Annotated in this window: 20 protein-coding genes; 5 read left to right on the top strand and 15 right to left on the bottom strand. The window is 68.3% G+C overall.

The window, feature by feature from the left end:
- Positions 1-7: 7 nt before the first annotated feature.
- Positions 8-568 (bottom strand): oligoribonuclease, encoded by a 561-nt coding sequence (gene orn, locus AC0IZJ_RS14805; RefSeq protein WP_471851037.1) that lies wholly within the window; start codon positions 566-568, stop codon positions 8-10.
- A 52-nt stretch (positions 569-620) separates the two neighbouring features.
- Here orn and AC0IZJ_RS14800 point away from each other — a divergent pair, with 52 nt between their 5' ends.
- Genes AC0IZJ_RS14800 through AC0IZJ_RS14785 form a run of 4 tightly spaced genes read left to right on the top strand, consistent with a single transcriptional unit; the run spans position 621 to position 3,854 of the window.
- Positions 621-1,892: a M48 family metallopeptidase gene (locus AC0IZJ_RS14800; RefSeq protein ID WP_471851035.1), complete on the top strand. Its 1,272-nt coding sequence runs from the start codon at positions 621-623 to the stop codon at positions 1,890-1,892.
- Positions 1,889-2,224, top strand: coding sequence for a 4a-hydroxytetrahydrobiopterin dehydratase (locus AC0IZJ_RS14795; protein WP_471851033.1), 336 nt, complete (start codon positions 1,889-1,891; stop codon positions 2,222-2,224). Before AC0IZJ_RS14800 ends, AC0IZJ_RS14795 begins: the two co-directional genes overlap by 4 nt.
- Positions 2,221-3,123 (top strand): ribosome small subunit-dependent GTPase A, encoded by a 903-nt coding sequence (rsgA, locus tag AC0IZJ_RS14790; protein ID WP_471851031.1) that lies wholly within the window; start codon positions 2,221-2,223, stop codon positions 3,121-3,123. Before AC0IZJ_RS14795 ends, rsgA begins: the two co-directional genes overlap by 4 nt.
- Positions 3,120-3,854: a DUF3047 domain-containing protein gene (locus AC0IZJ_RS14785; protein ID WP_471851029.1), complete on the top strand. Its 735-nt coding sequence runs from the start codon at positions 3,120-3,122 to the stop codon at positions 3,852-3,854. The genes rsgA and AC0IZJ_RS14785 overlap by 4 nt, the downstream gene beginning before the upstream one ends.
- Here AC0IZJ_RS14785 and AC0IZJ_RS14780 read toward each other — a convergent pair.
- The 6 genes from AC0IZJ_RS14780 to AC0IZJ_RS14755 all read right to left on the bottom strand — a co-directional run bounded on the left by AC0IZJ_RS14780 (position 3,811) and on the right by AC0IZJ_RS14755 (position 10,387).
- Positions 3,811-4,083: a hypothetical protein gene (locus tag AC0IZJ_RS14780; RefSeq protein ID WP_471851027.1), complete on the bottom strand. Its 273-nt coding sequence runs from the start codon at positions 4,081-4,083 to the stop codon at positions 3,811-3,813. The two genes, AC0IZJ_RS14785 and AC0IZJ_RS14780, sit on opposite strands and share 44 nt — an antisense overlap.
- A gap of 20 nt (positions 4,084-4,103) precedes the next feature.
- Entirely contained in the window at positions 4,104-4,841 is a 738-nt protein-coding gene (locus AC0IZJ_RS14775) for an SDR family oxidoreductase (RefSeq protein ID WP_471851025.1), read from the bottom strand.
- Complete coding sequence (locus AC0IZJ_RS14770; protein WP_471851022.1) at positions 4,841-5,785, bottom strand: CsgG/HfaB family protein; 945 nt, start codon at positions 5,783-5,785, stop codon at positions 4,841-4,843. The genes AC0IZJ_RS14775 and AC0IZJ_RS14770 overlap by 1 nt, the downstream gene beginning before the upstream one ends.
- Before the next feature lie 92 nt (positions 5,786-5,877).
- Positions 5,878-8,238 (bottom strand): penicillin acylase family protein, encoded by a 2,361-nt coding sequence (locus AC0IZJ_RS14765; protein ID WP_471851019.1) that lies wholly within the window; start codon positions 8,236-8,238, stop codon positions 5,878-5,880.
- A 67-nt stretch (positions 8,239-8,305) separates the two neighbouring features.
- Entirely contained in the window at positions 8,306-9,094 is a 789-nt protein-coding gene (locus AC0IZJ_RS14760; RefSeq protein ID WP_471851016.1) for an SDR family oxidoreductase, read from the bottom strand.
- A gap of 180 nt (positions 9,095-9,274) precedes the next feature.
- Positions 9,275-10,387, bottom strand: a complete 1,113-nt coding sequence (locus AC0IZJ_RS14755; protein WP_471851014.1) for an ABC transporter substrate-binding protein — start codon at positions 10,385-10,387, stop codon at positions 9,275-9,277.
- Between the two features lie 212 nt (positions 10,388-10,599).
- Here AC0IZJ_RS14755 and AC0IZJ_RS14750 point away from each other — a divergent pair, with 212 nt between their 5' ends.
- Complete coding sequence (locus AC0IZJ_RS14750) at positions 10,600-12,201, top strand: sensor histidine kinase (RefSeq protein WP_471851012.1); 1,602 nt, start codon at positions 10,600-10,602, stop codon at positions 12,199-12,201.
- On the opposite strand, the gene AC0IZJ_RS14745 is transcribed toward AC0IZJ_RS14750, so the two are convergent.
- The 8 genes from AC0IZJ_RS14745 to AC0IZJ_RS14710 form a co-directional block, all read right to left on the bottom strand.
- Positions 12,195-12,398 carry a hypothetical protein gene (locus tag AC0IZJ_RS14745; protein WP_471851010.1) on the bottom strand — a complete coding sequence of 68 codons (204 nt, stop codon included), beginning with the start codon at positions 12,396-12,398 and terminating at the stop codon, positions 12,195-12,197. The genes AC0IZJ_RS14750 and AC0IZJ_RS14745 overlap by 7 nt on opposite strands.
- 182 nt (positions 12,399-12,580) lie before the next feature.
- Entirely contained in the window at positions 12,581-14,260 is a 1,680-nt protein-coding gene (locus AC0IZJ_RS14740) for an MFS transporter (protein ID WP_471851008.1), read from the bottom strand.
- 186 nt (positions 14,261-14,446) lie between these two features.
- Positions 14,447-15,106: a DsbA family protein gene (locus tag AC0IZJ_RS14735; RefSeq protein ID WP_471851006.1), complete on the bottom strand. Its 660-nt coding sequence runs from the start codon at positions 15,104-15,106 to the stop codon at positions 14,447-14,449.
- A 3-nt stretch (positions 15,107-15,109) separates the two neighbouring features.
- Positions 15,110-15,328, bottom strand: coding sequence for a DUF1289 domain-containing protein (locus AC0IZJ_RS14730; RefSeq protein ID WP_471851004.1), 219 nt, complete (start codon positions 15,326-15,328; stop codon positions 15,110-15,112).
- On the bottom strand, positions 15,325-15,846 hold the full coding sequence (locus AC0IZJ_RS14725; RefSeq protein WP_471851002.1) for a YbaK/EbsC family protein: 522 nt from the start codon (positions 15,844-15,846) through the stop codon (positions 15,325-15,327). Before AC0IZJ_RS14725 ends, AC0IZJ_RS14730 begins: the two co-directional genes overlap by 4 nt.
- Positions 15,847-15,882: 36 nt before the next feature.
- Positions 15,883-16,293: a hypothetical protein gene (locus tag AC0IZJ_RS14720; protein WP_471851000.1), complete on the bottom strand. Its 411-nt coding sequence runs from the start codon at positions 16,291-16,293 to the stop codon at positions 15,883-15,885.
- Positions 16,290-16,691 carry a DUF3224 domain-containing protein gene (locus AC0IZJ_RS14715; protein WP_471850998.1) on the bottom strand — a complete coding sequence of 134 codons (402 nt, stop codon included), beginning with the start codon at positions 16,689-16,691 and terminating at the stop codon, positions 16,290-16,292. The genes AC0IZJ_RS14720 and AC0IZJ_RS14715 overlap by 4 nt, the downstream gene beginning before the upstream one ends.
- Positions 16,672-17,928 (bottom strand): cyanophycinase, encoded by a 1,257-nt coding sequence (locus AC0IZJ_RS14710; RefSeq protein ID WP_471850996.1) that lies wholly within the window; start codon positions 17,926-17,928, stop codon positions 16,672-16,674. Before AC0IZJ_RS14710 ends, AC0IZJ_RS14715 begins: the two co-directional genes overlap by 20 nt.
- Between the last annotated feature and the right edge of the window lie 101 nt (positions 17,929-18,029).

The raw sequence follows: 18,029 nt of genomic DNA, 5'->3' as shown, positions 1-18,029 counted from the left end.
GGCCTCGTCAGGCCAGGTTCAGGAAATGGGTGCGGTAGTGCACCAGCTCTTCGATGGACTCCTGGATGTCGGCCAGGGCCGTGTGCGCCTGGGCCTTCTTGAAGCCCTCCAGCGCCGATGGCTTCCAGCGCTTGGCCAGTTCCTTCAGCGTCGACACGTCGAGGTTGCGGTAGTGGAAGAAGCTCTCCAGCTCCGGCATGTAGTTGGCGAGGAAGCGGCGGTCCTGGCAGATGCTGTTGCCGCACATGGGGCTCTTGCCCTTGGGCACGTATTGCTTCAGGAAGGCGATGGTCTGCGTGGCGGCATCGGCCTCGGAGACGGTGGACGCCTTGACGCGGTCGATGAGGCCGCTGCGGCCGTGCGTGCCCTTGTTCCAGGCGTCCATCGCGTCCAGTGTCTCGTCGCTCTGGTGCACGGCGAAGACGGGGCCCTGGACGCGTTGCTCGAGGTTGGCATCGGTGACGACGACGGCGATCTCGATGATGCGGTCGGTGTCGGGATAGAGCCCCGTCATCTCGAGGTCGATCCAGATCAGGTTGTTTTCGCTGAGGGCAAGGGTGTCGGACATGGTGGGCTCACTCTGAGTGAGGCGGAATTCTCGCAGCCTAAACTCGCAAGCTATGTCTCCCACGCTGTTGTCTCTCGCGTTCGCAGTCGCACTCGCCGCTTCCCTGCTTGTCAAGTTCTGGCTGTCCTCGCGCCAGATCCGCCATGTGGCCGCCCATCGCGACCACGTGCCGGCGGCGTTTGCCGGCAGCGTGACGCTGGCGGCCCACCAGAAGGCGGCCGACTACACCATCGCCCGCTCCCGCTTCGGCCTGCTCGCCCTGGCCTTCAATGCCGCCGTGCTGCTGAGCTGGACGCTGCTGGGCGGCCTGAACGTGCTGAATGGCTGGGTGCTGCAAGCCAGCCAATCTCTGCCCGAGGGCTGGCAGACCATGGGCTACCAGCTCGGCCTGGTCGCCGCCTTCGCGCTGATCGGCTCACTGCTGGACCTGCCGTGGGAGCTGTACTCCACCTTCCGCATCGAGCAGGCCTTCGGCTTCAACCGCATGACGCTGGGGCTGTACGTGGCCGACATGCTCAAGGGCCTGGCCGTGGGCGTGCTGCTGGGCCTGCCCATCCTGGCTTTGATCCTGTGGCTGATGGGCGCCGCCGGCCCGCGCTGGTGGCTGTGGGCCTGGGCCGTGTGGATGGGCTTCCAGTTGCTCGTCATGGTGCTCTACCCGACCGTCATCGCGCCGCTGTTCAACAAGTTCGAGCCGCTGGCCGACGTGGCGCTGAAAGAGCGCGTGGAGCGCCTGATGGCCCGCTGCGGCTTCGCGGCCAAGGGCCTGTTCGTCATGGACGGCAGCAAGCGCTCGGCGCACGGCAATGCCTACTTCAGCGGCTTCGGCCCGGCCAAGCGCGTCGTCTTCTTCGACACGCTGTTGGCCAAGCTCAACGGCGGCGAGGTGGAGGCCGTGCTGGCCCACGAGCTGGGCCACTTCAAGCACAAGCACATCACCAAACGCATCATGCTGGCCTTTGCGATGAGCCTGGCCGGCTTTGCCTTGCTGGGCTGGTTGGCGCAACAGCCGGCCTTCTACCTGGGCCTGGGCGTGCAGCCCAACTTGAGCGCGCCGAATGACGCGCTGGCGCTGCTGCTGTTCATGCTCGCCGGCCCGGTGTTCGGCTTTTTCGTCACGCCGCTGGCCAGCCACTTCTCGCGTCGGGACGAGTTCCAGGCCGACGCCTATGCCCGCGCGCAGGCCAGCGCTGCGGACCTGTCATCCGCGCTGCTCAAACTGCACGAAGACAACGCCGGCACGTTGACGCCGGACCCGGTTTACGCCCGCTTCTACTACTCACACCCACCTGCTGCCGAACGTCTTGCAGCCCTCGCCTCATGACCGACTTGCTGCTTGCCCAATGTGATCCGAAGGCCGCGCTGCTGGACGCCGACACACGCAACCGCGTGCTGGCCGCCCTGCCCGGCTGGCTGCCCGACCCCGAGGCCAAGCTGATCGGCCGGCGCTTCGGCTTCGCCAACTTCTACCAGGTGATGGCCTTCGTCGACGCCGTCGCCGAGATCGCGCATGCGCAGGACCATCACCCCGAGATGCTCGTCAGCTATGACGCCTGCACCGTCAGCTGGACGACGCATTCGCGTGGCGGGCTGACATTGAACGACGCGATCTGCGCGGCACAAGTGAGCGCACTGCCCGAAGCGACCGGTACATGAGCAAGTTCCAGGGTCTCGACCTGGGCTTGGTGGTGCGCGGCCATGGCCGCCACTACATCGTCGAGGACTCGGAAGGCAAGCGCTTCGTCTGCCACCCACGCGGCAAGAAGAGTGACGCGGTCGTGGGCGACCAGGTGCGCTTTGCCGATTCCGGTGACGAAGGCGTCATCGAGGCCGTCGAGCCGCGGCGCAACCTGCTGTTCCGCCAGGACGAGTGGAAGACCAAGAGCTTCGCGGCCAATCTGGATCAGCTCCTCGTGCTCGTCGCCGTCGAGCCGGTGTTCAGCGAATCGCAGCTGACGCGCTCGCTGATCGCCGCAGAGTCGGCCGGCATCCGCATGGCCATCGCGCTGAACAAGACGGATCTGCCTGGCACCGATTCCGCCCGCGAACGGCTGGCGCCTTATCACGCGATGGGCCTGAAGATGTTCGAGGTCGCGCTCAAGGCCGACCCCGAGGGTTCGCGCGCCACGCTGGACCCGTGGCTGAAGGATCAGCGCACCTTCGTGCTCGGCCCCAGCGGCACGGGCAAGAGCACGCTGATCAACCTGCTCGTGAAAGACGCGAAGGCCCAGATCGGCGAGATCTCGCAGGCGCTCAACTCGGGCCGCCACACGACGACGACGACGCAGTGGTACTGGACCGACGAGACGCGCACGACGGCGCTCATCGATTCGCCCGGCTTCCAGGAGTTCGGCCTGCGCCAGATCAACGCCGCCGAGCTGTGGCGCTGGATGCCCGACCTGCGCGAGCACGCCAATTGCCGCTTCGCCAACTGTTCACATATTCACGAACCCGACTGCGGCGTGCGCAAAGCGGTCGACGCGGGCTTGATCAGCGCCGGCAGATACCGCATATATGGCGAGATCCTCGAAGAACTCCAACGCAAGACCTGGTGAAGACCTCTCTGCTGATGCTTTGCGCAGCCGCCCTGCTGGCAGGCTGCGCCTCTGCCCCCATCGCAACGCCGCCCACCGCTGAAGGTTGGCAGCCGCTGCACTTGCCCGGCAAGACTGCGACCCGCTACAGCTGGACCGAGAAAGACGGCCGGCCGGCGCTGGAGGCCGCTTCCGACCGCTCGGCCAGCATCTGGCGCAAGCGCCTGCAGCCGTCGCTGGCGAAAGTCGGCGAAGTCAGCTTTTCCTGGTGGGTGCAGGGCCTGATGCCCAACGCCAGCGTCGCCGACATCGACCGCGAGGACGCCGTGGCACGCGTCATCTTCGGCTTTGGCGGCGACAACGAGCGGCTGCCACTGCGCACGCGCATGAAGTTCGACCTCGTGCAGGCCCTGACGGGCGAGTTGCCGCCCTACGCGACGCTGATGTACGTGTGGGACAGCAAGCTGCCCATAGGCACCGTCGTCGTCAACGCGCGCAGCGACCGCATCCGCAAGATCGTCGTCGACTCCGGCCCGGCTGAACTGCGCCGCTGGCGCGACCACCGGCGCGATCTGGCCGCCGACTTCCGCCTGGCCTTCGGCGAGGAGCCGGGGCCGCTGATGTCCATGGCCGTCATGACCGACAGCGACAACATCCGCGCCTCGGCCAGGGCCTGGTACGGGACGGTCGATCTGACAGCGCCGCCGGTCAGCGCTGGGGCGGCTGCAAGGGCAAAGGCACCGGGTCCTTGACCTCGCGGGCCTCGATGTCGACGACATCGGCCGCCGCCGGCGCCTGCGGCCGCCGCGGCGCCCAGGGGTTCTGGTTCATGCGGAACCGCACATTGGGCTTGCGGCCGGTCAGCAGGCTGACCAGAAGAAACACCACGAAGACCACGACGGCGAACAGGAAGAGGCCGAGGCCGATGACGGCGCCGACGACGAGCAGCAGAAGGCGGATGAGGGAACGAATCAGGCGCATGGCCTGAATTCTGAACCCGCTCAACCGCGCCCGACGAAAGGCATCTGCGTGGCCATCACGGTGATCGACTGCACATTGGCCGACAGCGGCAGGCTGGCCATGTAGACGACGGCGCGGGCGACGTCCTGCACGTCCATGCGCGGCTCCACGGCGATCTGGCCATTGGCCTGCGGCACGCCGCGCAGCATCTTCTCGGTCATCTCGGTGGCGGCGTTGCCGATGTCGATCTGGCCAGCCGCAATGTCGAAGGCGCGGCCGTCCAGGCTGAGCGACTTGGTGAGGCCGCTGATGGCGTGCTTGGTGCTCGTGTACGGTGCCGTGTTGGGCCGCGGCGCGTAGGCCGAGATGGAGCCGTTGTTGATGATGCGGCCGCCGCGCGGGCTCTGCGCCTTCATCAGCGCGAAGGCGGCGCGGGCGCACAGGAAGCTGCCGGTCAGGTTGGTGTCGACGACCGCGCGCCACTGCGCCACGGTCAGCTCGTCGATGGGCACCGCCGGCGCGCCCATGCCGGCGTTGTTGAAGAGCAGGTCAAGGCGGCCGAAGCGGTCGCGCAGCGTGGCGAAGGCGGCGTCGACCTGCACCTCGTCGGTGACGTCGGTCGGCAGCACCAGCGCGTCAGTTTCAATATCCAGCAGGGTCTCGCGCAAGGCCGCCTCGCGGCGGCCGAGCAGCGCGAGCGTCCAGCCCTCGGCGGCCAGGGCACGGGCCACAGCGCGGCCGATTCCGGAACCCGCGCCCGTGACCAACGCAACTTTCATCAGTTCCCCAGCGGCGTGACCAGCGAGCGCTGCACCCAGCCGGAGAAGTTGGCCGAATCGACCTTGACGAAGCCGTCCTTGACCTCGCCGGTGGCGACCAGCTCGTCGCTGCGGTTCAGCGTCGCCACAACCTTGCCGTCGCGCGACGGCGTGGCGTAGGCCTTCACATTGGAGATCTTGGGCGCCAGCATCTGGCCGGCATTGATCGGGGCACCGGCCTGCGTGGAGGCGGCCGCGTTGGCATCGCCGGCGGCGCTGCCGCCGCGCACGAGGCTGGCCTGGTCGCGGATGGTCAGCACGATCTTGTTGTAGTTGTCGAGGAAGCTGGCCGCGATGAGCTTGCCTTCCGCCGTGCTGGTGTAGCCGCCCGCGCCAGCGATGCCGCCGCCGCCGAAGCCCCAGCCGCCGATGGAGAAGTCGGTCTTGCTGGCCTTGCCCTCGGCCGCGGCGACCTGGATGCTGGAGCGCACGTCGGCAATCAGCAGACTGGTGGAGGCGTCCTTGAACTTCAGGCCGCCGGCAATGGCGCCGATGATGCCCAGCTTGCCGCCCAGGAAGCCGCCGAGGCCGCCACTGGTGTTGGCGCCGATCTGAACATTGGGCGTCATGACGAAATCGGCCGCCTGCATCTGGCCCTTGCCGACGTTGGACTCCTGGCGCATTTCACCGGCGGCGGCGAGCGAGCGCTCCTGCTGCAGGTTCTGCATCGCTTGGCCGCGCTCGACGACGTCGAAGCAGCCGGACTGCTGGATCATCATGCGCAGCAGCGCCGAGGGCGAACCCAGGCCGTACTGGGAGATGTGGTTCCAGCCGTGCTGCGGTTCGGCCAGGGCGATGACGCCCAGCTTCTTCGAGCACTTCTCGACGCTGGAACCAGCTTCTTGTGCCTGCGCAGCCGTCGAAAGGCCTGCCAGCATCAGGGCATACAGGGTGGTCTTGTTCATGTCGCTCCTCTTGGTCACTTTGAGAACCGGTGATTGTGCCCAGGGGGCGCGGCCGCGATCATCCTCAGCCCAAAGGGGCCGTGTCGCCTGGATCAGGGGCGCAGCACCAGGCGATGCGCCGGCTCACCGGGCAGGAAGGGCAGCGCCTCGCCGGCCAGCCAGGTGGCGTGGTCGGCACGGTAGAAGGGTGACATGGGGTGGCCACTCTGGCCACCCGGGATGACGAGCAGGCCCTTCTCCTCATGGCCAGGCGAGACCACCATGCGCTCGCTCTGCCCATGGCCATGGTTGTGCACGCGCGGCATGTGCGCGTCGCCTGCCATGCCCTGAGAGGCCTGGTCCAGCCAGCGCGCCAGGGCCGGCACGGCGGGGCTGAGCGGGTGGCGCACGAGTGTGCCGTTGTCGGCGCCCCAGGTGGCGGCGGCGAGGCTGCCGTGCTGGGCGAGCAGTTCCCTGCGGCTGTCCAGCACGGCGCGCTGCAGCAGCTCCGGCCAACTCTTGAAGGCGCCGGGCAGGGTGTCGGGCCGCGCGGCCTGGATGAGGGCCCAGCCGGGTGTCTCGGGCACCAGCTTGAGGTCACGCAGCTTCATGCCCCGGGCCTCCATCAGCCCGGCCAGCGGCGCGAAGATGTGCATCAGCGCCCGCTCGCGGAAGGTGCGCACGAGCAGGTAGCCCACCGCATCGGGCCGCGCAGCGTCGGCACTTCTGTCGACCTCGGCGCGGTAGTCAGCCAGGCCGTTGGCAGCGACGAATTCGGGCGTCAGCACCTTGTCCAGCAGCAGCTGGCGCCAGCGCTGCAGGAAGAGCGCGCGGTGGTCGAGCTGGATGGCGTGCAGGCCGGCCTCGTCGAAGGTGTCCTGCGCGCGCAGGCCGTCGCGGATCTGCTGGCCACGAGCGCCCAGATCCCAGCCACCGTTGCCGACGATCTTCATCGATTCGCCGCCGATCATGCGCGAGTTGGCCGTCCAGAGCCGCCCGTCGGCCGGGTCGACGAGCCTGGGCTGCTCGGCCGCTGCCAGATAGCCCTGCCAGCGGGGGCGGCCGTCGCTCCAGTCCTGCGGGCGATCGATGTCGTCGGTACCGATGCGCCTGGGCACGGCGCCGATGACGGTCCAGCCGATGCGGCCGTTAGCGTCGGCCACGAGCAGGTTCTGGTGCGGCACGCCGGTGCCCGCGGCGATGCGCAGCGCCTCGTCGGCATTGGCCGCCGTCTCCATCTGCATGAGGCGCAGGTTCATGGCCTCCACGTCATGCGCGACCCAGCGCAGCGCGTAGGCCTCGCCCTTGGGCGCTGGCAGTGCCGTCACCGGGCCCCATTCGCTCTCCAGCACCTCATGGTCCACGGCCGCCTCGCCGCTGATCTCGATGCGCTCGATGCTCCGCTTCAGTGGCTTCTCCACGCCGCCAGCGAGGTAGTGCGTGCCGGCAGCGTTGAGCTTCAACGTGACGACATCGGCCCAGTCCGAGGTCGTGTTCGTGAAGCCCCAGGCCACCCGGCCGTTGCTGCCGACGATGAGCAGGGGCGTGCCGGGCAGCGTGGCGCCGGCGATGTCGTGGGCGCCGGCCGCGTCCTTCCACTTCATGCGCGCCTTGAACCAGGTGCCGGGCGAGCGCAGGCCCAGGTGCATGTCGTTCGCAACGATGGCCCGCCCGTCGGCGCCATGGGCGGCGGCGACGGCGAAGTTGTTGCTGCCAAGATCGCGCGAGTCCTGCAGTCGGCAATCGCGGCAGGCCGTCTTCGCCGTGCGCAGCGCCTCGGGCAGCGGGCCGGCGGGCAGCGGCACGGCGGCCACGCGGCTGTCGTCCATGGCGGCCTGCCAGTCGGCGCTGTGCTGGGTCAGGAAGGCGTACCAGTCGGCGGACACGGCGTCATGCAGCAGGCCCATGGCAACGTCATCGCGACCCTGGGCGCTCTGCAGGTCGAGGTACATGCCGTAGGCAACCAGCACCGTGTCGGCGGCCAGCCAGGGCCTGGGTTGCTGGCGCAGCAGCAGGTACTCGGGTGGGCGGCCGCCAAGGGCGTCCAGGCCGGCGTTGACACCGCTCACATAGGCGTCCAGCAATGCGCGTTCCCCGGCCGGCAGCGCCGCGATGCCGCGTTCGGCTCGGTGGCGGAAACGGTGCACGCGGCGCGCCTTGTCCAACGGCAAGGCCTTGGCCCCCACCAGGGCAGACAGCTCGCCGGCCGCGTTGCGCCGCATCAGGTCCATCTGGAAGAAGCGCTCCTGCGCATGCACGAAGCCGAGTGCGCGCGCCACGTCCAGCCGGTTCTCGGCCGTGAGGGTGGCGTAGCCGCGCGCATCACGCTGCGCTTCGGCCGGTGCGCTGAAGGCCGGCACGGTGCGGTCGCCGTCAAGCTGGGCGAGGCTGGCGCGCAGGGTCAGCCAGAGGCACAGGGCCAGCAGGCCGACGAGCAGCAGCAGGCCGATCAGGATGCGCTTCAGCCAGGTCATGAATACTTCTCGATCAGTTGGGGACAGAGCTTGCGCCTGCGGCGCGGCGGTCTGTCCCGCAAAGTCGTCAGAACGTCCCCGGATAACTGCCGCCGTCCAGCAGGATGTTCTGCCCCGTCAGGTAGCCCGCGTGGACGCTGCAAAGCATCGCGCAAATGGCGCCGAACTCGGCTGCCGTGCCGAAGCGCTGGGCGGGGATGGCCGCACGGCGCTTGGCGGCAACGTCGTCGACGCTCGCACCCGCCTTGGCCGCGCCGGCTGCCAGCGTCTTCTTCAAGCGCTCGGTGTCGAAGGCGCCGGGCAGCAGGTTGTTGATAGTCACGTTGGCGCCGGCCAGACGCGGCTGGCGAGCCACGCCGGCGACGAAACCCGTCAGCCCCGAACGCGCACCGTTGGACAGGCCCAGCGTGTCGATGGGCGCCTTCACGGCGCCGGAGGTGATGTTGACGATGCGGCCGAACCCGCGTGCCGCCATCGCATCGACCGTGGCCTTGATGAGGTCGATGGGCGTCAGCATGTTGGCTTCCAGCGCCGCCAGCCACTGCTCGCGGCCCCAGTCGCGGAAGTCCCCGGGCGGCGGGCCGCCGGCATTGTTGATGAGGATGTCGACCTGCGGGCAGGCCGCGAGTGCGGCTGCACGGCCCTCGGTCGTGGCGATGTCGCCGGCGACGGTGCGTACCTCGACGGCCGGGTTCAGCGCCCGCAGGGCCTCGGCCGTGGAGAGCAGGTCCGCCTCGCCTCGCGCCGTGATGACGACGTTGACGCCCTCGCCCACCAGCGCCTCGGCGCAGCCGCGGCCAAGCCCCTTGCTCGCCGCGCAGACCAGCGCCCAGCGGCCGTTCAATCCCAGATCCATGACGACTCCTCGACTTGACTGCGGCGTGCGCAGCATGTCCCATCATCGCGCGACTGCCGCGGAACCGGCTTTGCCGGGCCGCTGGCAGTTGCCAAGGCCAGAGGCCTTGGCCTTCGCCAGGCACCAACAGTCCTCAGGACTGTTGGTGTCCGGGCTCAGCCCCATCGAAGGGGGCGGCCATCAGCGCTTGAACTTGCCGTCTTCCGAGACGATGGACACGTCGGTGTACTCCAGGCCGCTGTGCTCCTTCTCGGTGTAGTGCACCTGCAGACCGCCGAGGTCGATGCGGGCGCCGTCAAGCGCCTTGAGGAAGCCATCGCGGTTGGTGTCCTTGCCCGCGCGCCGGAGCGTCTCGACCACCAGCTTGGCAGCGGCAAAGCCTTCGATGTGAGCCGGCGTCAGCTCGTTGCGGCCGGAGGCCTTGGCCAGGCTCAGGGCCTCGCGCACCATCAGGTTGGCGGTGGAGCGCTCGTAGGGAAAGAGCTGGGTCACGACGACGCCGCGGCCATGCTCGCCCAGCGCCTTCACGAAGTCGGTCGAGGCATTGTTGGACAGCGTCGCGACATGGGCCGTCGAGCCGGCCGCGCGCAGCGCCTGCACACCCTCGACGACGGCATAGGACGGGCCGATCAGCACAACAGCCTCGATGCCGGCCCTGGCGATGGCCTGCATGGTCGGCGCGAGGTCGGGTTTGTTGCGGTCGAAGCGCAGGTTGGACATGGCGCGCAGCTTGAGGTCGTCCAGACCCTTGATGGCGCCCTTGCCGGCGTCGTTGCCGAACGGGTCGTTGACCTGCACGATGGTGATGCGCTTGACGCCGATGCCGGCCAGATGCTTGACCGCGCGCTCGGCTTCCTTCTGGTAGCTGGCGCGAAGGTGGAAGACATAGGGCTGCACCGGCTCGTGCAGGCTGATGGCGCCGGTCGCCGGCGCGATGAGGGCCAGCTTGCTCTCCTTGAGCACCGGCAGCAGGGCCTCGGTGGGGCCGGTGCCGCGGCTGAGCATCAGCGCCAGCACGCCCTGGCTGGCCAGCGACTTGGCCTGGGCGACCGCCGTGGCCGGGTCGTACTTGTCGTCCATGGTGACGAGTTCGATGTTCTGGCCCTTGATGCCGCCCTGGGCATTGACCGAATCGAAGTAGAGGCGAGCGCCATCGGCGCTCTCCTGCACGACGCCGGCAACCGGACCGGAGAACCCCGCCACCATGCCGATGCGCAACGCGCCCTGCGCCGAAGCGCCACTCATCCCGATGCAGGCTGCAAGCCCCACCGCCAAGCCAACCCAACGCTTCACTTTTGTTCTCCATGGCTGCGCCGCTACGGCGCGCTGGCGGCGGATTGTGGGGCCAGCCCCCCCAGCAGCAGCAGCCTCATTCCCCCAGGAAAAACCCGAGCCTTTGGCGTGCGGCGTGCGCATTTCGGCCGGATTTCGCAGGCCTACACTCCGGCGGCCTGCCGTGCCCAACTGCGCGGACCCTCCATGCAGGACCGCTCCGCACAACGCCCATGCCCTTGCCCCCGCCAACGCCGCACCTGTTCGGTTGGCAGCGCAACTCGCTGACCTTTGCCGTCGTTCTGGCCCTGCTGCTGGGCCTGTTGCTGCCCACGACCGCCGTGCTGCTCTACGACGTGCAGGCCGCCCGCGAGACGGCCATGGAGGACTTGAAGCGTGACCTCCTGCGCACCAGCGAGGTCATGTCGCTGTCGCTGGCCGAGCCGGTCTGGCAGGTCTCGCCCGACCTCGCCGAACCGATGGTCAAGGCGCAGGTGGACGACCCGCGCTTCGTGGCCGTCAAGGTGGTCGAGCCGGCATCGTCGGCACCTTTCCTGTCCTTCGAGCGCCGTCAGGAGGCCGACGACCCCTCGCTGACGCTGAGCCAGACCCGCGCCATCCAGCGCGATGGCCGCGAGATCGCCCGGCTGACCATCACCATGACGGCCGCGCCGCTGCTGCAGGCCAAGCGGGCCGAGGGCTGGCGCACCGTCTGGCGCAGCGGCCTTACGCTGACGCTGTCCCTGGTACTGATGCTGTGGGTGCTGCAGCGCTATGTGCTGCGGCCCATGACCGAGCTGACCAGCGCGGCCGAGGCGCTGGCGGCCGGGCGGCTGGAGCAGCCGCTGCGAGTCAGCGGCGCGGACGAGATCGCACGCGTGGGCGGGGCCATGGACCGCATGCGCCAGGCCCTGCTGTCGGCCTTCGAGGCGCTGCGCCAGCACAACCTCAACCTTGAAGAGACCGTCACCCAGCGCACGGCCGAGCTGACGGCCAGCAATGCGGAGTTGTCCGATGCGCTGGAGACACTGCAGACGGCGCAGCGCGAACTGGTCGAGTCGGAGAAGCTCGCCTCGCTGGGTCGCCTGGTGGCGGGCGTGGCGCACGAGCTGAACACGCCGCTGGGCAATGCACTGACCGTCGTGTCGGCGCTGGACGATCGCTACAAGCAGCTGGAGTCCATGTTGGCCGGCAACGTGCAGATGCGCCGCAGCACGCTGGAGGAACTGGCGCGCGACACGCGGCGCGGCCAGGACATCCTGCAGCGCAATGTGCAAAAGGCCGCAGACCTGGTGCGCGACTTCAAGCAGGTGGCCGTGGACCAGACCAACGACATGCGGCGCGACTTCGACCTGGGCAAGGTCGTGGAGGACGTGCTGGTCATGGTGGAACCCAGCTTCAAGAAAACGCGCTTCGTCATCACGACCGACCTCTGCCACGGCCTGATGATGAACAGCTACCCCGGCGCCCTGGGCCAGGTGCTGACCAACCTGCTGATGAACGCGCTGCTGCACGGCTTCGATGGCATCGAGCAAGGCCGCGTGACGGTGCACTGCGCGCCGCTGAACGAGTCCGAAGCCACCCTGAGCGTCAGCGACGACGGCCGCGGCATGGACGAGTCGGTGCGGCGGCGCATCTTCGACCCCTTCTTCACGACCAAGCTCGGCACCGGCGGCTCGGGCCTGGGCATGCATATCGTGCACAGCATCGTGACGAATGTGCTGGGCGGCCAGATCGAGGTGAAGTCCACGCCCGGCCAGGGCACGCAGATGCTGATGCGCCTGCCGCTCAGCGCGCCTCAGCGCGCCGGCAGCGAGGAATCAGCGGTTCATTGAGACGCAGCGGAAGCCGGCATGGACGCGGCATCGACCGCAGCAGTGACGGCCGCCGAAGCCGCGGACGAGGCGGCAGGCTCATGGGCACCGGCGATGTTGTGGTTCTCGCCACCCAGGTCGATGTTGCCGCCGCTCTTGGTCAGGATGAACAGCGCCAGCGCGGCGAACAGGACAAAGCCCACGACGATCTTCCACATGCTTGAGTCTCCAACGTTGAAAGACGCGGATTCTGCGCAGCCAGCCTGACGCTCAACTGAAGGCAGGTTCCGGGCGCGCCTTGCGCGACAGGCACGGCGCCTCAAAAGAGAAAGGCCGGCATGTGCCGGCCTTTCGTTAGTCAGGTGTCGGGCAAGCCGCTGGGCTCGCCCTCGGTCCCGGTTCAGTCTTTCGCGTAGATGTCCACGTCCTTCGTCTCGCGGACGAAGAGCACGCCGATGACGAAGGTCATGACGGCGATGACGATGGGGTACCACAGGCCGTGATAGATGTTGCCGTTCTGCGCCACCATCGCGAAGGTGATGGAAGGCAGCATGCCGCCGAACCAGCCGTTGCCGATGTGATACGGCAGGCTCATCGAGGTGTAGCGGATGCGGGTCGGGAACATCTCCACCAGCATGGCCGCAATCGGGCCATAGACCATGGTCACGTACAGCACCAGGATGAACAGGATGCCGATGACCAGGGGCACGTTGGCCTTGGCCATGTCAGCCTTCGCCGGATAGCCGGCAGCCTTCATCGCTTCGCCCAGATCCTTCTTGAAGGCGGCGATGGCCTTGGCACTCGCTTCATCGAACTTGTGCTCGGTCAGCTTGCTGGCGGTCGGGACGGCGATTTCCTTCTCGCCCACCTTGACCACGGTCGGCGCACCGGCCGCGGCTTCGATGGTCTCGGAGCTGGCCGACGACTGGGCCAGGGCACGCTTGGCGATGTCGCAGGCGCTCGTGAAGTCGACTTCACGTGCCAGCGGGCTGCCCTGGAATGAGCAGCTGGCCATGTTCGTGGTCAGCGTGACCTTCTGGGTCTCCTGGGCCTTGGCGAGGTCCGGGTTGGCCGCGGCGGTGAGCGCCTTGAACAGCGGGAAGTAGGTGACAGCGGCGAGCAGCAGGCCGGCCATGATGATGGGCTTGCGGCCGATCTTGTCCGACAGCGTGCCGAAGATGACGAAGAAAGGCGTGCCCAGGATCAGCGAGATCGCGATCCAGATGTTGGCGCTGGCGGCTTCCACCTTGAGCACCGACGTCAGGAAGAACAGCGCGTAGAACTGGCCCGTGTACCAGACCACGCCCTGGCCGGCGACGAGGCCGAAGAGGGCCAGCAGCACGATCTTCAGGTTCTTCCACTCACCGAAGGATTCGGACAGCGGCGCCTTGGAGGTCTTGCCCTCGGCCTTCATCTTCTGGAAGGCGGGCGACTCGTTCATGCTCAAACGAATCCACACCGAGATGCCCAGCAGCAGGATGGAGACGATGAACGGAATACGCCAGCCCCAATCGCCGAAGTCCTTCTCGCCCAGCGCCGTGCGGGTGCCGAGAATGACCATCAGCGACAGGAACAGGCCCAGCGTCGCGGTGGTCTGGATCCACGACGTGTAGGCGCCGCGCTTGCCGTGCGGTGCGTGCTCGGCCACGTAGGTGGCAGCGCCACCGTACTCACCGCCGAGTGCCAGGCCTTGCAGCAGGCGCAGGATGATCAGGATGACCGGAGCGGCAGCGCCGATGGTCGCGTAGGTGGGCAGCACGCCGACGATGAACGTCGACAGGCCCATGATCAGGATGGTGACCAGGAAGGTGTACTTGCGGCCGATCATGTCGCCGAGGCGACCGAACACCAGCGCGCCGAAGGGGCGCACGATGAAGCCGGCGGCGAAGGCCATCAGCGACGCGATGAACGCGGCGCCAGGCTCAAGGCCTGCAAAGAACTGCTTCGCGATGATGGCCGCGAGCGAGCCGTAGAGGTAGAAGTCGTACCACTCGAACACCGTGCCCAGCGAGGAGGCGAAGATGACCTTCTTCTCCTCTTTGGTCATCGGCGTGGCGGCCGTTGAAGTCGCAGTTGCCATTGATAAGTCTCCGTCAGTTGTCGGGCCGCCCCACAGGCTTCCCTTGGCGCGACTATTCACAGTCCCTCTGACCGTGTTCTGACGCGAGTCTGAATCGAGGCTGACAAAACCCGCAGGAACCCTGGGTTCGCGTTTCTCAATGCGGGAATAGAGTTCATTCTCGGGTAAGTCCCGAGACTGTCGGTATCAATGCCGGCGAGCAATGCCAGGGCGCGATTGGGCCGCCGCTTCCCACGCGCCGCTGCGAAACCAGGGGTCGCCGGCCAGCGCCGCCCGCAGCATGGGCAGCGCATCCTGACCCCAGAACAGGCGCCCCTCGAACTCGACGGTAGGCACACCGAAGACCCCCAGGGCCAGCGCCGCTTCAGTCTCGCTGCGCAGGCGCTGCTTGACCGCGTCGCCGGACGGCAGCTGCGCGGGCGAGAGGCGCTCGGCCATTACGGCAAGGCGAGCCGGGTCGTTGGCATCGGCACCGGCGCCGCGCCAGACGTGATGGAAGATCTGCTCGACGACCCAGCGCCCCGGCGTGTCGCCTGGCTGGCCCTCCGGCGCCGCACAGGCCCAGGCCAGACGCAGCAGCGGCAGCGGGTTGAAGGGATGCTGGGCCGGTGGGTCCAACACGACACCTTGCGCGTGCGCCAGCCAGGCCACCTGGCGGAAGGTCCAGCGCCGCTTGGCCTCGATCTCCGCCGGTCCCTTCTGCCCCAGGGCCTGCAGCAGGGCCGCAAACAGGATGGGCTTGTAGACCACCTCGACGCTGTACCCCGCCAGCGCCTCGGGCAGCGCCTCGAAGCCGAGGGCGGCGTACGGTGAGATGGGATCGAAGTAGAAGGTGAGCTGCTTCATGGTTCAGGCTTGTGCGTCCAATTCGGGGCCCAGCCAGAGGCTGCGGCGCTGCAACTCAATGCGGCGCTCGGGCAGTTGATCCAGGATCTGGCGCTGCCGGCCCTCGGGTGCGCCTCCCCAGCCCGCGATCTCATCGATGCTGCGCGCGCAGCCCCTGCACCAGCCGCTGGCCGCGTCCATCTCGCAGACGTCGACACAGGGCGAGGCAACCGCCGGTTTCATGTCTGCACGACGTCGATGACGGGCGCGCCGGTCAGCTTTTCCAGCTCGCCCGGGGTCAGCTTGAACACGCCGTTCGGGTGACCGGCTGCAGCCCAGATGACATCGAAGCGGAACAGCTCGCGGTCGATGAAGAGCCGGGGCGCCGCGAAGCCATCGACGGGAGCGAAGCCGGCCGGCGACACGCCGCCGATGGAGAAGCCCGTGCGCGCCTTGACGAAGTCGGCGTCGGCACGGCCCAGGGCGCCGGTGAGCGGCTTGAGCTTGGCCTCGTCGACGCGCCGGTCGCCGGAGGTGATGACGAGGACGGCCCCATCTTGAGCGCCGTCGGCCTTGACGCGGAAGACCACCGACTTGGCGATCTGGCCCAGCGTCACGCCAAGCGCATCGGCCGCCTCCTGGGCGGTACGGGCCGCCACGTCCAGCCAGAGCGGCGCGTGAGGGTGACCCTGTGCGGCCAGCGCAGCGGCAACGCGCTGGAAGCCTTCGGGTCGGGTGTCGAGGGAAGCAAGGTCAGCCATGGCCGCGGATTGTGTCGCGACCTGCCGGCCCAGCGATCAGTCGTGGCCTTTGCCCTTGTCCTTGCCCTTGTGTTTGTCCTTGCCATGCCCCTTGCCGTGGTCCTTGCCGTGGTCGCGGCCTTCATCGTCACGGCGGCTGTAGCGCTCCTCGTACCAGTCCTCGCGGACGAAGTAGACCGGCGTGCCGCAGGCGTTGTAGCGCGCGCAGTGCTTGGCCCAGTTCTTCTGGTGACCGGGCGGGATTCGCATGTAGACAGGCTCGACATGGACCGGCCGGCGCTGCACCCACACCGGCTCGCGCAGCACGACGGGCGGCGGCGCGGTGTTGCCGATGTCGATGCGGCCGTAGAAGCCGGGCTGGCCTATCTGCACGGACACGCCGACGTCGGTGGCGTGGGCAGCGGCAGCCAGCAGCGTGGCAGCAAGCGCAATGGCAATCTTCTTCATGGTGAGGCCTTTGTGGGCAGGGAGAACTCGAAATCGTAGAAGTGCTGGTGGCCCTGGATGCGAATGCCCATGCGGCCCTCGAGCCCCACCAACTCGCCGGTACCGGAGTCCGGCACGACGGCAATGTCCAGCGACGGTCGGCCGCGCTCCATGAGCCCGCGGTGCACGAGAGCGAAGCTGCCCGCGCGGCCCTGCAGCGAGCCGGTCACCGTCTCCAGTGCCACATAGGCCGCCGAGCCGGCGACGCCGCCGTGCGTGGCCAGCATCTGCCCGGCGCCTCGCGCCTGCAAAGCGCCCTGGTAGTGCTTGTCGAGCAGCATGCGACCGATGGCCGGGCTCTCGGCCTGGGCATCCTGGCCCGCCATGCTGACGCTGAATTCACCGCTGACCGTGGCCATGGCCTGACTCCTTGTGAGATTGCGTTGATTCGACCACGCGCTGAGGCTCGCGCACCATCGGTGTGTACAGCGGGATGGCGACGCGCACGGGGGTGACGTCGAGCCGGGCGCCGACCAGGGTGCAGCCATCGCTGCCGGGCGTCGGGTCGCGCCAGGCGACGAGGCTTGGGCCCCGGTGCAGGCGGAACTCGAAGCCGACGTCGGGTAGCTCGTCCTGGGGTGACGGATTGCCCCGGTAGGCCAGGCCGAACACCTCGGGCTCGGGGCCGTCGAGCAACTGTGTCAGCGCGGCGAGGATGCAGCCCTCGCTGAGGATGTCGATGAAGTACCGACTCGGGGCGTCGGCCGGAACCAAGCCGGGCGCGGTCGGTTCGACGCGCGAGCCCTGCAGCTTGCGGGGCGCCGGTGTCGTCACGCCGCTGTCCAGGTCGTGGCGGTCGCCCGAATCGAGGTAGGACAGCCGCGCACCGCGCAGGTTGAAGGCGGGCAGCGCTGCGTCGTGCGTGGCCTCGGCCAGGTCGACGAGCATGGCGCCGCTGCCGCCAACGACCTCCAGCTTGCCGCCCTTGATGACGACGGCCGCGTTCTCGTCGACGCCCAGGCCCTGCCGGCAACCCAGGGCCTGTAGCGCCGGCAGCATGCGGCCGATGCGGCCCCGCTTGAGGAAATGCTGGTCGATGAGCAGGCCGTCGCGCAGGAAGCCCAGGCCGCGGTCGTACTCCAGGCCGGCGCGCCACAGGCCTTTCAGCACGGCGATGTTGTCCATGGCATCGCGGAACATCACCCGGCTCATGGCAGCCGCGCCCGCACTGGTGCCGGCGATGACGCCGCCGGCCGCGAAGACGGCGCGAATGGCGTCCAGCATGGCCGTGGGCCGGCCGTCGGGCAGCAGCGTGTCGACGATGTATTCCTGGGCACCGCCCGAGAAGAACACCGCCCGGCTGGCGGCCACACGCGCAATCAGCGCCGGGTCGTGCAGCCGCGCCTGAAGGTCGACGCCGTCCAGATGAGGCGCAACGGGAATGACCTCGGCGACGCCGCCGCAACGGGTCAGCGCCGCGACGATCTGCGCCGCGACGCGCTCGGGCTCGTAGGCAGCCGTGGGAAAGACCGCAATGCGCGCGCCGCTGCCGCCGGCCTCGTCGACGATGCGCTGCCAGACAGCATTGGCATCGCTGTCGGCTTTCAGCGCACCGCCGATAACGACGACGGTGCCGGCTTGGGGAGAGGTCTGCAAGATGGGCGCGGGCCCTGGGCGACGAACGCCGGACGGGCTGTGTTCACGAGCCTGAAATGATCGCAGCCCCGCGCCGGCTTCGGCAACGGGGCATGCCCGCA

This window comes from Roseateles sp. AC306 (assembly GCF_979253795.1).
This window is presented reverse-complemented; position numbering and strand designations above follow the sequence as displayed.

What these genes read in the sequence shown, in the direction of transcription:
- orn (WP_471851037.1), bottom strand. Translation starts at nt 568, where the DNA reads ATGTCCGACACCCTTGCCCTCAGCGAAAACAACCTGATCTGGATCGAC.
- AC0IZJ_RS14800 (WP_471851035.1), top strand. Translation starts at nt 621, where the DNA reads ATGTCTCCCACGCTGTTGTCTCTCGCGTTCGCAGTCGCACTCGCCGCT.
- AC0IZJ_RS14795 (WP_471851033.1), top strand. Translation starts at nt 1,889, where the DNA reads ATGACCGACTTGCTGCTTGCCCAATGTGATCCGAAGGCCGCGCTGCTG.
- rsgA (WP_471851031.1), top strand. Translation starts at nt 2,221, where the DNA reads ATGAGCAAGTTCCAGGGTCTCGACCTGGGCTTGGTGGTGCGCGGCCAT.
- AC0IZJ_RS14780 (WP_471851027.1), bottom strand. Translation starts at nt 4,083, where the DNA reads ATGCGCCTGATTCGTTCCCTCATCCGCCTTCTGCTGCTCGTCGTCGGC.
- AC0IZJ_RS14775 (WP_471851025.1), bottom strand. Translation starts at nt 4,841, where the DNA reads ATGAAAGTTGCGTTGGTCACGGGCGCGGGTTCCGGAATCGGCCGCGCT.
- AC0IZJ_RS14770 (WP_471851022.1), bottom strand. Translation starts at nt 5,785, where the DNA reads ATGAACAAGACCACCCTGTATGCCCTGATGCTGGCAGGCCTTTCGACG.
- AC0IZJ_RS14765 (WP_471851019.1), bottom strand. Translation starts at nt 8,238, where the DNA reads ATGACCTGGCTGAAGCGCATCCTGATCGGCCTGCTGCTGCTCGTCGGC.
- AC0IZJ_RS14760 (WP_471851016.1), bottom strand. Translation starts at nt 9,094, where the DNA reads ATGGATCTGGGATTGAACGGCCGCTGGGCGCTGGTCTGCGCGGCGAGC.
- AC0IZJ_RS14750 (WP_471851012.1), top strand. Translation starts at nt 10,600, where the DNA reads ATGCCCTTGCCCCCGCCAACGCCGCACCTGTTCGGTTGGCAGCGCAAC.
- AC0IZJ_RS14745 (WP_471851010.1), bottom strand. Translation starts at nt 12,398, where the DNA reads ATGTGGAAGATCGTCGTGGGCTTTGTCCTGTTCGCCGCGCTGGCGCTG.
- AC0IZJ_RS14740 (WP_471851008.1), bottom strand. Translation starts at nt 14,260, where the DNA reads ATGGCAACTGCGACTTCAACGGCCGCCACGCCGATGACCAAAGAGGAG.
- AC0IZJ_RS14735 (WP_471851006.1), bottom strand. Translation starts at nt 15,106, where the DNA reads ATGAAGCAGCTCACCTTCTACTTCGATCCCATCTCACCGTACGCCGCC.
- AC0IZJ_RS14730 (WP_471851004.1), bottom strand. Translation starts at nt 15,328, where the DNA reads ATGAAACCGGCGGTTGCCTCGCCCTGTGTCGACGTCTGCGAGATGGAC.
- AC0IZJ_RS14725 (WP_471851002.1), bottom strand. Translation starts at nt 15,846, where the DNA reads ATGGCTGACCTTGCTTCCCTCGACACCCGACCCGAAGGCTTCCAGCGC.
- AC0IZJ_RS14720 (WP_471851000.1), bottom strand. Translation starts at nt 16,293, where the DNA reads ATGAAGAAGATTGCCATTGCGCTTGCTGCCACGCTGCTGGCTGCCGCT.
- AC0IZJ_RS14715 (WP_471850998.1), bottom strand. Translation starts at nt 16,691, where the DNA reads ATGGCCACGGTCAGCGGTGAATTCAGCGTCAGCATGGCGGGCCAGGAT.